Here is a 13,659-nt window from a genome sequence, read left to right as displayed (position 1 = left end):
TAATGCGAGCCGCTTACGCCTCCGCCCTGCACCCCGACGCGCCGCTCGAAGGCCTGACCGTGGGTGACCTACCCTTCTCCGTCCCGGAGGGCTGGGTGCCCGTCGACGTACGGGCTTCCTCGCTCAACCACCACGACATCTGGTCCCTGCGCGGGGTCGGACTGCCCGCCGACCGGCTGCCGATGATCCTCGGCTGCGACGCCGCCGGGGTGGACCCGGACGGCAACGAGGTCGTGGTCTACCCGGTGGTCGAGGACAAGGCCGACCCACGGGGCTTCTCCCTCTTCTCCGAGCGTCATCCGGGCACGCTGGCCGAGCGGCTCGCGGCGCCCCGGGAGAACCTGATCCCCCTGCCCGCCGGGGTGTCCTTCGCCGAGGCGGCCTGCCTGCCTACGGCCTGGCTCACGGCGTACCACATGCTGTTCACCCGAGGGCGGGTCGCCGAGGCCGGTTCGGTGCTGGTCCAGGGTGCGGGTGGGGGCGTCTCCACGGCGGCCGTGGCGTTGGCCGTGGGCCTCGGCAAGCGGGTGTATGTGACGAGTCGCGACCCCGGCAAACGGGAGCGGATCGCCGAACTGGGCGCCACCGCGGTGGAGTCCGGCGCCCGGCTGCCGGAGCGCGTCGACGTGGTGGTCGAGTCGGTGGGCACGCCCACCTTCGAACACTCGATGAAGTGCTCCGCGCCCGGGGCCCGGATCGTGGTGTGCGGGGCGACCGCCGGCCACCTGGCCCAGGTCGACCTGCGCCGGGTCTTCGCCATGCAGCTGGAGATCCTGGGCAGCAGCATGGGCACGCCGGACGAGCTCTCCGCCCTGCTGGAGCTGGTGGCGTCCGGCAAGGCCCGGCCGGTCATCGACTCGACCTTCGCGTTCGGCGCGGTCGGCGAGGCGTTCGCCCGCCTCGCCGACGGCGCCGTCTTCGGGAAGGTCGTCGTCGAGTTCTAGAACGTGCTCGTCAGCGCGGCGGTGCCGGCTGACGACGCGTCCTGCGGCAGCCTCTGCTTGGCGGTCTCGTCGCCGTCGAGGGCCCAGCGCCAGAAATCCGTGGTGGTGGCGGCCACCACGGCCGGCTGGTCCCGGTGCGGCAGGTGGTTGCCCTGCGGGATCTCCAGGAAGCCCTTGGGCCAGGTCACCTCGTTGTACGCCCCGTACGCCTGCTCGTACGTCACGGTCTCGTCGAGCTTGCCCTGAACGAACAGCAGCGGAGAGGGCGTGCCGGTGAACGGGGCGGGCTGCGGCATCTGCCGGCCGGCGATCAGCACCCCCGCTTTGAGGCGCTCGTCCCGGCTGCCGCTGAACAGGCCGATCGTGGTGATCGCGCCGGCCGAGTGCCCGGCCGCGGCGATCCGGTCGGGGTCGATCCGGCCGGGCAGCGCCTTCAGCACCTCGGTGATCACGTGCTGGGCGTCGGCGGGCTGGTTGACGATGTCGTCGGCGTTGTATGCGGGCGCCTGGTTCCAGGTGTGCGGGTATTTCGGGGCGGCGACCACGAAACCGGCGGCCTGCCAGGCGGTCAGCAGCTCGGCGTAGTCGTCCGGCTGGGAGGTCAGGCCGTGGCTGAAGTAGATCAGCGGGCGGGCGCCGTCGGCGGTGGGCAGCCAGACCTTGGTCGGCAGGGCCCGGTCGCCGCCGCGGTTGAACTCGAACTCACTCGTACCGGCCGGGGTGGTGGTCTTCTTCTCCTCCTTCGGCGGCTTCTCGGAGGTGCAGGCGGCCAGACCGGCCGTGGCGACAAGGGCGAGAAGGGAGCGGCGCAACACGCGCACCATTGTGCCGTCTGAAGATCAGAGTTCCCTGGTAGCGGACATCACACCGGGATCCGCCGATCAGGTGGACATGCTTCACCAATCTTGACCGGTGTGGTTAGGGTCGGGCCCATGTCTGACAACCAAGTCGATCCGAGCGGCAACACCGAGGCGTTCCGCGCCTTCACCCGGACCACGCCGGACGATGCGGCATCGTCCAAGATGCCCTACATCGCCGGCGCGGTCGTGGGTGTCGTGCTGCTCGCGCTGCTCGCCTGGTTGGTGCTTTAGCCTTCGACCGCTTTCCGGGCCTCGGAGGCGATCTCCAGCTCCTCCTCGGTCGGCACCACGCAGACCGTCACGGGTGAACCGTCCGGGGAGATGATCGTGGTGCCGCGGGTGTCGTTGCGGGCCGGGTCGACCGTGATGCCGAGCGACTCCAGACCGGACAGGGTGTTCGCCCGCACCAGCGGCGAGTTCTCCCCGACCCCGCCGGTGAAGGTGATCGCGTCCACCCGGCCCAGAACGGCCAGGTAGGAGCCGGTGTACTCGCGAATCCGCCGGCAGTAGACGTCGAAGGCGACGGTGGCGTCCGGGTCTCCGGCCACGTACCGGTCCTCGACCGTCCGCATGTCGTTGTCACCGGTCAGGCCCAGCATGCCGGACCGCCGGGTCAGCATCTCCTCGATCTCGTCCACCGGCATCCCGGCGACCCGGTGCAGGTGGAAGATCAGGCTCGGGTCGATGTCACCCGAGCGGGTGCCCATCACCAGGCCGGGCAGCGGGGTCAGCCCCATCGAGGTGGCCACGCTGCGCCCACCGCGGACCGCCGTGGCGCTCGCCCCGTTGCCCAGGTGCAGCGTGATCACGTTGGTGTCGGCGACCGGCTTGCCCAGCACGCGCGCGGTCTCCCGGGAGACGTACGCGTGCGACGTCCCGTGGAAGCCGTAGCGCCGCAGCCCCCACTTGGCGGCCACCTCACGGTCGATCGCCCAGAGCGCGCCCTCCGGCGGGATCGTCGCGTGGAAGGCGGTGTCGAAGACGGCCACCTGCGGCACGTCCGGCAGCAACTCCCGGGCCACCCGCAGGCCGGTCAGCGCGGCCGGATTGTGCAGCGGCGCGAGTGGGATCAGCTCCTCGATGGCCTTCAGCACGTCGTCGTCGACCACGACCGAGGAGGTGAACCGCTCACCGCCGTGCACCACCCGGTGCCCGACCGCGGCCAAGCCGGACAGGTCCAGCTCATCCATCAGCCGCTGCAGCGCGGCGCCGTGGTCGGCCGCGTCGCCGCCGGGCTCGCCGATCCGCTGGACCAGCCCCTTCGCCAGCACCTCCGAGCCGTCGAAGAGCCGGTATCGCAGCGACGACGAGCCGCTGTTGAGGACGAGTACCCGAGTCATTTCGCTCCCGCCTGGATCGCCGTGATGGCGACCGTGTTCACGATGTCTTTCACGGTCGCGCCACGGGACAGGTCGTTGACCGGCCGCCGGAGCCCCTGCATCACCGGGCCGACCGCGACCGCGTTCGCCGAGCGCTGAACCGCCTTGTAGGTGTTGTTGCCCGTGTTCAGATCCGGGAACACGAGGACGTTGGCTTTGCCGGCGACCTGGCTGCCGGGCAGTTTGGCGGCGGCCACGGCGGGGTCGATCGCCGCGTCGTACTGGATCGGACCTTCGACCGGCAGATCGGGCCGTCGTTCCCGCACCAGGGCGGTGGCCGCGGCGACCTTGTCCACGTCGGCGCCGGTCCCGGACTTGCCGGTGGAGTAGGACAGCATCGCGACCCGCGGCTCGATCCCGAACGCGGCCGCGGTCTGCGCCGAGGAGAGCGCGATGTCGGCGAGCTGCGCGGCGTCCGGGTCCGGGTTGACCGCGCAGTCGCCGTAGACCAGCACCCGGTCGGCGAGCAGCATGAAGAACACACTGGAGGCCACGGTCAGGCCGGGCACCGTCTTGATGATCTCGAAGGCGGGGCGGATCGTCGCGGCCGTGGTGTGGGTGGCGCCGGAGACCATGCCGTCGGCCAGGCCGGCGGCCACCATCAGGGTGCCGAAGTAGTTCACGTCGCGGACCACGTCGTACGCCAGGTCGAGGGTCACCCCCCGATGCTTGCGGATCTCGGCGTACCGCGTGGCGAAATCCTCACGCCACTCGCTGGTGGAGGGGTCGACGAGCCGGGCGCCGGCGATCTCGACGCCGATCTCGCGGGCCCGCCGGTGGATCTCCTCCGGGTCTCCGAGCAGGGTCAGGTCCGTCACACCGCGCCGCAGCAGTGTCTCGGAGGCGCGCAGGATCCGCTCCTCGGTGCCTTCCGGCAGCACCAGGTGGCGACGGTCGGTGCGGGCCCGGTCGATCAGATCGTTCTCGAACATCAGCGGGGTGACCCGGCTCGACCGGGTCACGTCGAGCAGCCGGGTCAGCTCGGCGGCGTCGACGTTCTCCTCGAAGATGCCGAGCGCCGCGTCGATCTTGCGGGGGGTGCTGAGCTGCGCGGTGATCTTGTCGGCCGCGGCGATGGTGTGGTAGCTGTCGGTCTTGGTGACCAGCATGGCGAGGCCGGTGTTGAGACGCTCGATGACCCGGAGCGCCCGCTCGTCGGCCGGGTCGCCCAGGGTGAGCACCAGCCCGGCCAGGGTGACGTTGCCCGCGGCGTGCGCCGCGCTGGCCGCGACGAGCAGGTCCGCCCGGTCACCCGCGGTGATCAGCAGCGCCCCGTCGGTCAGCGCGCCGAGGACGGTCGGCACCTGCCCGGCGCCGACCACGTAGTCCAGCACGTCCCGTTCCAGCGATCCGGCGGAACCGGCGATCACGTCCGCGTCCAGCGCGGCGGCCACCTCGCCGACGGTCGGCGCGGCGATCGCGGGCACCTCGGGGATGACCCAGAACGGCACCGGCAGCCCTTCGGGCTCACCGCCCAGAGCCGTTTCCGGGACCCGGTTGGCGATCACCGCCACCACCGTCGAGCCGAGATCGACGAGCGAGTGGTACGCGCCCCGCGCGGCCGCCGCGAGCGATTCCCGGGACCGCCCTTCGCCGCTGACCACCGGGACCACCACACTGCCGAACTCGTTCGCCAGCCGGGCGTTGATGGCGAACTCCCGGGGCAGTTCGTCCTGCCCCTCGCCAGGGTTGTCGATGAAGTCGCTCCCGATGATCACCACGGCGCGGGCGTTCCGCTCGACCTCCCGGTAACGCTCCACGATCCGGCCGATCAGCTCCTCCCGGCGGCCGTCCGCGACCAGCGCGGACGCCTCGGCCAGGGTGACGCCGTAGCCTTCGGCGACGTTCGGCCCCGGATATCGTTCGTGGAGTATCGAGAGCAGCGGATCGGGTTTGGGGCCGGGGATCATGGGGCGGAAGACGGCCACTGAGGCGACCTGGCGGGACAGCAGCTCGACGATGCCGAGTGCCACGGTCCCCTTACCGACGGACGGGCCCAAGCCCGCTACGTAAACGCTGCGTGCCACACCATCAACCTACCGGCCGGAGATGCGTCCGGCCGGGTCAAAGGGCCTGGATCCGCGATGAACTAGTCCTCGTCGTCCTCGTCCCCGCGGGCCAGCCAGGTGGCGAGACGCTCGATCGGGGTCTCGAACTCCGGGTTCATGTCGACGAAGGTGCGCAGTTGCTCGCCGAGCCACTCCAGCGTCACGGTCTCCTCGCCGCGCCGCTGGACCAGTTCCTCGATGCCGCGATCGGTGAAGTACATATCCGGATATTAGGAGGGGCCGCTCCGGTCTCCCGGCGCGGCCCCTGCCTTTCAGTGTGTCACGGGCGCGGCAGCGCGGCCTCGATCAGCGCGGCCTGCTCGGCGTCGTGCATCTTCGCCGAGCCGACCGCCGGGGCGGCCGCGGCCGGGCGGGAGATCCGCCGCAGGCGGACACCCTCCAGGTGCTCCAGCAGGTTGAGCGCGACGAACGACCAGGCGCCCTGGTTGGCCGGCTCCTCCTGCACCCAGGCGAAGTCCTCGGCGTTCGGGTACTGCGACAGGACGGCCTTGAGCTCCTCGACCGGCAGCGGGTAGATCTGCTCCATCCGGATGATCGCGGTGTCGAGGATGTCCCGGTCGCCGCGCGCCTGCAGCAGGTCGTAGTAGACCTTGCCGGAGCAGAGCAGCACCCGCTTCACCGAGCCGGTCTCCAGATGCCGGCCGCCGTTGCCGGCGTCGCCGAGGACCGGCTGGAAGGTGCCCTGGGTGAAGTCGTTCACCGAGGAGACCGCCAGCTTGTGCCGCAGCAGCGACTTCGGCGAGAAGACGACCAGCGGCTTGCGCTTGGTCGACAGGGCCTGGCGGCGCAGCAGGTGGAAGTAGTTCGCCGGGGTGGTCGGGTTCGCCACCCGCATGTTGTCCTGCGCGCAGAGCTGCAGGAACCGCTCCGGGCGGCCGGACGAGTGGTCCGGGCCCTGGCCCTCCATGCCGTGCGGGAGCAGCAGCACCAGCGAGGACTGCTGGCCCCACTTCACCTCGCCGGAGGAGATGAACTCGTCCACGATCGACTGGGCGCCGTTGACGAAGTCACCGAACTGGGCCTCCCAGAGGACCAGCGCCTCCGGGTTCTCCACCGAGTAGCCGTACTCGAAGCCCATCGCCGCGTACTCGCTGAGCAGCGAGTCGTGCACGAAGAACCGGGCGCTGCCGGTGGCCAGCGTGGAGAGCGGAAGGAAGTCCTTGCCGCTCTTCGCGTCGACGATCGCGGCGTGCCGGGAGACGAACGTGCCACGCCGCGAGTCCTGACCGGCGAGGCGGACGGTGACACCCTGGTGGAGCAGCGAGCCGAAGGCGATCAGCTCACCGAACCCCCAGTCGATGCCGCCGTCGGTGGACATCTTGGCCCGCCGGTCGAGCAGCTGCTGGACGCGCTTGTGCGGGGTGAAGCCCTCGGGCAGCTCGACGTGGGCCTGGCCGACGGAGCGCACCACCTCCGCGTCGACGGCGGTCTCCACCTCGGGCTCCGGCTCCTCGGCGATGATCCGCGACCGCGGCGGGCTGCCCGCCGCGTCCCGGGTGGCCTTGAAGACCTCCTCGAGCCGGCCCTGGTAGTCGCGCAGCTGCTCCTCGGCCTCCCGCACGGTGATGTCGCCGCGGCCGATCAGCTCCTCGGTGTAGAGCTTCCGCACGCTGCGCTTGGTGTCGATGATCTGGTACATCCGCGGGTTGGTCATCGACGGGTCGTCGCCCTCGTTGTGACCGCGGCGCCGGTAGCAGATCATGTCGATCACGACGTCCTTGTTGAACGACTGCCGGTACTCGAACGCCAGCTTCGCGACCCGGACCACGGCCTCGGGGTCGTCGCCGTTCACGTGGAAGATCGGGGCCTGGATCATCCGGGCCACGTCGGTCGAGTACATCGAGGAGCGGCTGTACTCCGGGGCGGTGGTGAAGCCGACCTGGTTGTTCACGATCACGTGGACCGTGCCGCCGGTGCGGTAACCGCGCAGCTGCGACAGGTTCAGCGTCTCGGCGACCACGCCCTGACCGGCGAACGCGGCGTCGCCGTGCACCAGCACCGGCAGCACCGTGTAGCCGTGCAGGCCCAGGTCGAGGCGGTCCTGCTTGGCGCGGACGATGCCCTCCAGGACCGGGTCGACGGCCTCCAGATGGGACGGGTTGGCGACCACGCTGACGGTGGTCGAGTACTCGCCGTCGGGCGTCGTGTACTTCCCGGTCTGTCCGAGGTGGTACTTGACGTCACCGGAGCCGTGCGCCGACTTCGGGTCCATCTGACCCTCGAACTCGTTGAAGATCTTCTCGTACGGCTTGCCGACGATGTTGGTGAGCACGTTCAGCCGGCCACGGTGGGCCATGCCGATCACCATCTCGTCCAGCCCCGCCTCGGCGGACGACTGGAGCACCGCGTCGAGCAGCGGGATCAGCGACTCGCCGCCCTCCAGCGAGAACCGCTTCTGCCCGACGAACTTGGTCTGCAGGAACGTCTCGAACGCCTCGCCGGCGTTGAGCCGGTGCAGGATGTGCTTCTGCTCGTCGGGGTCCGGCTTGGCGTACTTGACCTCGATGCGCTCCTGGATCCAGCGGCGCTCCTCCGGGTCCTGGATGTGCATGTACTCGATGCCGACCCGGCGGCAGTAGGTGTCACGCAGGACGCCGAGCACGTCACGCAGCTTCATCCGCTGCTTGCCGGCGAAGCCGCCGACCGGGAAGGTGCGGTCCAGGTCCCACAGGGTCAGACCGTGCTGGAGCACGTCCAGGTCGGGGTGCTTGCGGATGGTGAACTCGAGCGGGTCGGTGTCGGCCATCAGGTGACCGCGCACCCGGTACGCGTGGATCAGCTCGACCACCCGGGCGGCCTTGTCGATCTGGCCCTCGGAGGTGCGGGCCACGTCGCGCACCCAGCGGACCGGCTCGTACGGGATCCGCAGCGAGGTGAAGATCTCGTCGTAGAAGCCGTGCCCGCCGAGCAGCAGCTCGTGCATCACCTTGAGGAACTCGCCGGACTGCGCGCCCTGGATGACCCGGTGGTCGTAGGTGCTCGTCAGCGTCGTGACCTTGCTCACGCCGTGGTCGGCGAGGGTCTCGTCGCTCATCCCGGAGTAGGGCGCCGGATGCTCCATGGCGCCGACACCGATGATGGCGCTCTGCCCGCTCATCAGCCGGGGGATGGAGTGGACCGTGCCGATGCCGCCGGGGTTGGTCAGCGAGATCGTGGTGCCGGAGTAGTCCTCCATGGTCAGTTCGTTGCGGCGGGCGCGCCGGACGATGTCCTCATAGGCCTGCCAGAAGCCGCGGAAGTCGAGCGTCTCGCACTTCTTGACCGACGGCACCACCAGCGTGCGGGAACCGTCCTTCTTGACCAGGTCGATCGCGATGCCCAGGTTGACGTGCTCCGGCTGGACCAGCGTGGGCTTGCCGTCGATCTCGGCGTAGGTGTTGTTCATCTCCGGGTGGGCGACGACCGCGCGGACCAGGGCCCAGCCGATGAGATGGGTGAAGCTGACCTTGCCACCGCGACCACGGGACAGGTGGTTGTTGATGACGATGCGGTTGTCGACCATCAGCTTGGCCGGGATCGCCCGCACCGAGGTGGCGGTGGGGACCTGGAGGGAGGCCTCCATGTTCTGCACGATCTTGCCGGCCACCCCGCGCAGGGTGGTGGTCTTGGCGCCGGCCGGTGCGGCCTCGGTGGGCTGCGGCGCCGGCTTGGCGGCGGACGGCTTGGCCTGCGGGCTCACCGGTTCGCCGGACGCGACCGTGGCGGCGGCCGGGGCGTCGGTGCCCGCCTTGGCGGCGGTGGCCGTGGCGTTCGCCGCCGTGGCCTGGTCCGGAGTCGCGATCGATCCCTGGGACGTCGCCGGTTTGTAGTCGGCGAAGAAATCGTGCCAGGCGGGGTCGACACTGGTCGGGTCGGCCAGGTAGCGCTGGTACATCTCATCGACGATCCACTCGTTGGGACCGAAGTCCGCGAGAGGATTGTCCTGCGAAGTCTGCTGCGTCGACACTGCCGCGTTCGCCTCTTTCACCGGTTTTGTCATCACGTGACTGCTCCGTCACGCGGGACGGGTAGGATTCGGTGTCCAGGCTACGCCGTGCATGGGCGCTGTCGGTTCGGACGTCCACCTTGTGGCCGTCCGCTCCGGTCCCCGCCGCACCGTCGCGACGGGGCGAGACTACACCGTGCGATTTCCGGCCGACGGCCGCGCCGGGAGCGTCCCGGGATCATGTTTTAGCTGGTCAAACCCGTGTGTGGAGTTCGGGCGCGCAGCGCGCCCGAACTCCACACACGAGAACGCACGGCCGGAGAGCCGGCCGTGCGTCGTTTCCCGAACTGTGGTTACGCGATGTCCCGCCGCTTGGTGACGAGCGTGCCGATCACCGACATGACGACGGCGTAACCGACGAGGATCGCGCCGCCGACCCACCGGGGCGGGTCCTCCGCCAGCGTCGGCCCGGAGATCAGCAGGTCCGAGGCGAAGGTCGGGACCAGGACCCGGAGGTCCATGAACCCCTCCCAGACGTACTCGCTGAGCACGAAGAAGACGATGCTGAGCACCTGCGTGCCGATCACGTAGACCACGGACAGCGTGATCGTCGCGCCGATCTGGCTGCGGATCAGCACCCCCGCGCCGACGCCGACCAGCGCCCACAGCACGAAGGCCAGCCCGTTGAGCCCGATCGCCTGCCAGACGAACGCGTCACCCAGGAACGTCGGCTGGTTCATGGTGCCCAGCACGATCGGGGTGATCGCCACGTTGAGCACCGTGGTGAACAGCCAGACGATCACCGCGATGATCACCGCGGTGATCATCTTCGCGATGATCACCCGCTCCCGTTTGGGGGTGGTGAGAAACGTCGAGGTGGCGGTCAGGTGGAAGAACTCGCTGGTCACCAGGATCGCGCTGAGCAGTAGCACCAGCAGCACGCCGGCGAACTGCCCACTGGTGTAGAGCCCGGAGACGAGCCGCTCCAGGTCACCGAGCCCGGCCTCCTGGACGTCCTCCGGGCTCATGCTGAGAGCCGCGTCGGTGGTCAGCCAGTTGAAGCCCAGCGCGAGACCCCAGAGCGGCACCAGGATGATCGCGAAGATCCACCAGAGCGCGGTGGTCCGCAGCTTCAGCAACTCGGCGCTGACGAGTCTCATCGGGCCCCCGCCTTTCCGGCCGTCAGTTCCAGGAAGACCCGCTCCAGGTCGGCGGCCTCCCCGATCAGCTCGTGCAACTCGACGCCGGCGGCGAAGGCGACGTTGCCGACCTTCGCCGGCTCCGCGCCGAGCACCTGCAGTGAACCGTCCGCCTGGGCGGACACCTCGAACCGGGCGTCGCGCAGCGCGGCGGCCAGCTGCTCCGGCTGCGGGGTGCGGACCCGCACCTTGGCCGCGCCCGCCGTGTCGCCGAGCACGTCGGAGACCGGGCCCTGCCGGATCAGCCGGCCGGCCGCGATGATCACCACGTCGTCGGCGAGCTGCTGCATCTCGCCGAGCAGGTGGCTGGAGACGAGAACCGCGCGGCCCTCGGCGGCGAACGCCTTGAGCAGGTCGCGCATCCAGCGGATGCCCTCCGGGTCGAGGCCGTTGGTCGGCTCGTCCAGGATCAGCACCCGCGGATCGCCGAGCATCGCCGCGGCGATCCCCAGCCGCTGCTTCATGCCCAGCGAGTAGCCCTTGAACTTGCGGCCGCCCACGGTGTGCAGGCCGACCATCTGGAGCACGTGGTCGGCCCGGCTGTCCGGCAGCCCGGCCGCGCGGCAGATCACCCGCAGGTGGTTGCGGGCGCTGCGGCCGCGGTGCGCGCTGGAGGCCTCCAGGATCGCGCCCACGTTGCGGATCGGATCGGGCAGGTCCACATATCGGACGCCGCCGATGGTCGCGGTCCCGGAGGTCGGTGTGACCAGGCCCAGGATCATCCGCAACGCGGTGGTCTTGCCCGCCCCGTTCGGGCCCAGGAAGCCCGTCACACGGCCGGCGTGCACCGTGAAGGAGAGATCGTCGACGGCCCGCACCTTCGAGTACTGCTTGGTGAGGTGCTCGACGCTGATCTCCGCATGGTTGGGCCGGCTCATGGTCGCGGCTCCTTCCCCCGTCAGCTGGAAACGATCAACGTACTAGACCAGGGCGAGCCACGTGGCCCGTGCACGCGCCAGGCGCCGCCCATCCGGACCGTACAGGGCCGAGTCGACCGTGGCCTTGCGTCCGTCCACGCCGGACAGCGCGCCGACCACCACGCACTCGGCTCCCGGGGTGGGCAGGCCGTCGACCGCCGCGGTGATCCGGCCCAGCACGTACGGCCGGCCGCCGGAGCCGATCGCCGTCCACCCGCCGGGACAGTCCAGCGCCGCCCAGACGGTCTCCGGGGTGACCTCCCCGGAAACGGTCCACGGGGCGGCCGTACGGTCCCCGGGCAGCGGTCCCGGGAAGATCCGCAGCCCGTCGCCGGGTTCGCGGTCCGGCCCGCAGACGTAGCAGCCCGGGAACGGATGGGCGGTGAAGCCGGGATAGCCGCGGGACGCCGCCACCGCGTCGGCGAACGGCACGGCCGGCACGCCGGGACCGGCGTCCGCGGCCTCGGCCACCTCGGCGACCAGGGTCTGATCCGCCCAGACCGACCCGTCGCGCAGCTCCAGCGGGGTGTCCAGGGGCGGCGGCACCCGCAGGGTCACCTGACGGGGCGGGCCACCGGGCCGGGCGCCGGCCGCGGCCGCGAAGACGCCCGCGCACCAGCCGCCGTTGCCGGAGCCGGGCGGGCCGTTGAAACGAGGCGGAATCAGCATCCCCGAACCTTCGCACACGCCGTTCATCCAGCGGTCACACATCGCCACCGATCCGGACACTCCATCGGCAGACGCCGGGCTTACACAGGTCACATGGCAGTTCTGATGACCGCCGCCGCACCCACCGGGACCAGCGGCTACACCCTGCTTCTCGCCGACGGCCCGGACCTCGTCGAGGCCGCGCAGCGGCTGCGCCACGAGGTGTTCGCCGGCGAGCTCGGCGCCCGGCTCCCGGGCGCCGCGGACGGCGTCGACGCCGACGAGTTCGACGCCTACTGCGACCACCTGCTCGTCCGCGACGACGCGAGCGGCGAGGTGGTCGGCACCTACCGGATGCTCCCGCCGCGCGCCGCCGAACTGGCCGGCCGCCGGTACGCCGACGCCGAGTTCGACCTGAGCGCCCTCCGCCCGCTGCGCGACCACCTGGTGGAGGTCGGCCGCTCGTGCGTGCACCCGGACCACCGCTCCGGCGCGGTGGTCAACCTGATGTGGGCCGGCATCGCCCGCTACCTGCACCTGAACAACCTGCGCTGGCTGGGCGGCTGCGCCTCGGTGCCGCTCGGCGACGGGGGCCTGGTCGCGGCCGGGGTGCGCGAGCGGATCAACGGCCGGCACCTGTCGCCGCCCGCGCTGCGGGTCCGCCCGCGCCGCCCGTGGACCGTTCCGGAGGGCGTCACCGCCGACCCGAAGGTGGCGGTGCCGGCTCTGCTCCGCGGCTACCTGCGGCTGGGCAGCTGGGTCTGCGGTGAGCCGGCCTACGACGCCGACTTCGACTGCGCCGACTTCTACGTGCTGTTCTCGATGGACCGGCTGGACCCGCGGTACCGCCGGCACTTCCTCGGCGCGTCCCGATGACCACCGCTGTCGTGGGCGAGCACGGGACGCTGTGGCAACCGGTCTCCGGCTGCGCCGATCGATGCCGGGGCGGCGGTTCCCGGCGTACCGGTCCGGTGGCCGCCTTCGCCCGGGTGGCCGCGCTCTGCGGCGTACTCCTGCTGGGTCTGTCGGCCGCCGTTCTCCCGCGTGGCGCCGCGGCCCGGACCCTGGCCCGCGCGATCCTCGCGGCCCTGGGGGTCCGGGTGGTCTGGCGCGGTCCGCGGCCGCGCCCCGGCAGCCTGCTGGTCGCCAACCACGTCTCCTGGCTGGACCCGGTCGCGCTGGCGGCGCTCCTGCCGGTGCGCGTGGTGGCGAAGCACGACGTGGCGGGCTGGCCGGGCATCGGTGGCGCCTCCCGGCGGGCCGGCGCGATCTTCATCGACCGGACCAGGCCGAGCACGCTGCCGGCCACGGTGGCCGAGGTGGCTGCCGCGCTGCGGGCCGGCCGGTCGGTCGCCCTCTTTCCGGAGGGTACGACCTACTGCGGGCCCGACCAGGGCAGGTTCCGTCCCGCGCTGTTCCAGGCGGCTATCGACGCGGGCGCCCCGGTGGTGCCGGTCTCGATCGGCTACGACTCGACCGAGGCGGCCTTCGTGGCCGACGACACCATCTGGGAGTCGGTGTGCCGGGTCGCCCGGGTGCGCCGGCTGACGCTGACCCTGGTGGCGGCGCCCGCGCTGCGGCCGGCGGCGGGCGCGGACCGGCGGGCGCTGGCCCGGGCGGCCCAGGCGAGCCTCGGTGGGGCGGGCTATCGCCTGGCGGCCTGACCGTGATTCGGCGCTCACAGATAATTTTCAGCGAGTGTGCAGGCAAGTCGCAGT

The 13,659-nt window shown here is 71.0% G+C and carries 12 protein-coding genes; 4 read left to right on the top strand and 8 right to left on the bottom strand.

Annotated features, from left to right (window positions below; genetic code table 11):
* The first annotated feature begins 2 nt into the window (after nt 1-2).
* Nucleotides 3-944 (top strand): zinc-binding dehydrogenase, encoded by a 942-nt coding sequence (locus AB0I88_RS18190; protein ID WP_361025179.1) that lies wholly within the window; start codon nt 3-5, stop codon nt 942-944.
* Here the strand turns inward: AB0I88_RS18190 and AB0I88_RS18185 are convergent.
* A complete protein-coding gene (locus AB0I88_RS18185) occupies nt 941-1,768 on the bottom strand; it encodes a chlorophyllase (protein WP_361025176.1) in 828 nt (275 codons plus the stop codon). The two genes, AB0I88_RS18190 and AB0I88_RS18185, sit on opposite strands and share 4 nt — an antisense overlap.
* Before the next feature lie 108 nt (nt 1,769-1,876).
* On the opposite strand from AB0I88_RS18185, the gene AB0I88_RS18180 reads away from it, so the two are divergent.
* A complete protein-coding gene (locus AB0I88_RS18180; RefSeq protein ID WP_361025173.1) occupies nt 1,877-2,035 on the top strand; it encodes a hypothetical protein in 159 nt (52 codons plus the stop codon).
* Here AB0I88_RS18180 and AB0I88_RS18175 read toward each other — a convergent pair.
* The 7 genes from AB0I88_RS18175 to AB0I88_RS18145 all read right to left on the bottom strand — a co-directional run bounded on the left by AB0I88_RS18175 (nt 2,032) and on the right by AB0I88_RS18145 (nt 11,962).
* Nucleotides 2,032-3,144, bottom strand: coding sequence for an acetate kinase (locus AB0I88_RS18175; protein ID WP_361025170.1), 1,113 nt, complete (start codon nt 3,142-3,144; stop codon nt 2,032-2,034). The genes AB0I88_RS18180 and AB0I88_RS18175 overlap by 4 nt on opposite strands.
* Nucleotides 3,141-5,210 (bottom strand): phosphate acetyltransferase, encoded by a 2,070-nt coding sequence (gene pta, locus AB0I88_RS18170; RefSeq protein ID WP_361025167.1) that lies wholly within the window; start codon nt 5,208-5,210, stop codon nt 3,141-3,143. Before pta ends, AB0I88_RS18175 begins: the two co-directional genes overlap by 4 nt.
* A 62-nt stretch (nt 5,211-5,272) precedes the next feature.
* Nucleotides 5,273-5,452 carry a DUF6104 family protein gene (locus AB0I88_RS18165; protein ID WP_183216924.1) on the bottom strand — a complete coding sequence of 60 codons (180 nt, stop codon included), beginning with the start codon at nt 5,450-5,452 and terminating at the stop codon, nt 5,273-5,275.
* A 59-nt stretch (nt 5,453-5,511) separates the two neighbouring features.
* A complete protein-coding gene (locus AB0I88_RS18160) occupies nt 5,512-9,198 on the bottom strand; it encodes a multifunctional oxoglutarate decarboxylase/oxoglutarate dehydrogenase thiamine pyrophosphate-binding subunit/dihydrolipoyllysine-residue succinyltransferase subunit (protein WP_361025265.1) in 3,687 nt (1,228 codons plus the stop codon).
* A 332-nt stretch (nt 9,199-9,530) separates the two neighbouring features.
* Complete coding sequence (locus tag AB0I88_RS18155) at nt 9,531-10,337, bottom strand: ABC transporter permease (RefSeq protein WP_361025164.1); 807 nt, start codon at nt 10,335-10,337, stop codon at nt 9,531-9,533.
* Nucleotides 10,334-11,254, bottom strand: a complete 921-nt coding sequence (locus AB0I88_RS18150; RefSeq protein WP_361025161.1) for an ABC transporter ATP-binding protein — start codon at nt 11,252-11,254, stop codon at nt 10,334-10,336. Before AB0I88_RS18150 ends, AB0I88_RS18155 begins: the two co-directional genes overlap by 4 nt.
* Before the next feature lie 42 nt (nt 11,255-11,296).
* On the bottom strand, nt 11,297-11,962 hold the full coding sequence (locus AB0I88_RS18145) for a hypothetical protein (RefSeq protein ID WP_361025158.1): 666 nt from the start codon (nt 11,960-11,962) through the stop codon (nt 11,297-11,299).
* Nucleotides 11,963-12,055: 93 nt separating this feature from the next.
* Between AB0I88_RS18145 and AB0I88_RS18140 the strand changes: the two genes are divergently transcribed.
* Together AB0I88_RS18140 and AB0I88_RS18135 are read left to right on the top strand one after the other, a co-directional pair.
* Complete coding sequence (locus AB0I88_RS18140) at nt 12,056-12,817, top strand: GNAT family N-acyltransferase (protein WP_361025155.1); 762 nt, start codon at nt 12,056-12,058, stop codon at nt 12,815-12,817.
* Nucleotides 12,814-13,605 (top strand): lysophospholipid acyltransferase family protein, encoded by a 792-nt coding sequence (locus AB0I88_RS18135; protein ID WP_361025152.1) that lies wholly within the window; start codon nt 12,814-12,816, stop codon nt 13,603-13,605. Before AB0I88_RS18140 ends, AB0I88_RS18135 begins: the two co-directional genes overlap by 4 nt.
* Nucleotides 13,606-13,659: the final 54 nt, after the last annotated feature.

This window comes from Actinoplanes sp. NPDC049802, assembly GCF_040656595.1.
In the GTDB taxonomy this organism is placed as follows: Bacteria; Actinomycetota; Actinomycetes; order Mycobacteriales; family Micromonosporaceae; genus Actinoplanes.
Note: the sequence above shows the minus strand (reverse complement) of the source record. Positions and strands in the feature narration are given on the sequence as shown.

Coding starts and splice junctions, on each gene's coding strand:
- AB0I88_RS18190 (WP_361025179.1), top strand. CDS start 3: ATGCGAGCCGCTTACGCCTCCGCCCTGCACCCCGACGCGCCGCTCGAA.
- AB0I88_RS18185 (WP_361025176.1), bottom strand. CDS start 1,768: ATGGTGCGCGTGTTGCGCCGCTCCCTTCTCGCCCTTGTCGCCACGGCC.
- AB0I88_RS18180 (WP_361025173.1), top strand. CDS start 1,877: ATGTCTGACAACCAAGTCGATCCGAGCGGCAACACCGAGGCGTTCCGC.
- AB0I88_RS18175 (WP_361025170.1), bottom strand. CDS start 3,144: ATGACTCGGGTACTCGTCCTCAACAGCGGCTCGTCGTCGCTGCGATAC.
- AB0I88_RS18165 (WP_183216924.1), bottom strand. CDS start 5,452: ATGTACTTCACCGATCGCGGCATCGAGGAACTGGTCCAGCGGCGCGGC.
- AB0I88_RS18155 (WP_361025164.1), bottom strand. CDS start 10,337: ATGAGACTCGTCAGCGCCGAGTTGCTGAAGCTGCGGACCACCGCGCTC.
- AB0I88_RS18150 (WP_361025161.1), bottom strand. CDS start 11,254: ATGAGCCGGCCCAACCATGCGGAGATCAGCGTCGAGCACCTCACCAAG.
- AB0I88_RS18145 (WP_361025158.1), bottom strand. CDS start 11,962: ATGCTGATTCCGCCTCGTTTCAACGGCCCGCCCGGCTCCGGCAACGGC.
- AB0I88_RS18140 (WP_361025155.1), top strand. CDS start 12,056: ATGGCAGTTCTGATGACCGCCGCCGCACCCACCGGGACCAGCGGCTAC.
- AB0I88_RS18135 (WP_361025152.1), top strand. CDS start 12,814: ATGACCACCGCTGTCGTGGGCGAGCACGGGACGCTGTGGCAACCGGTC.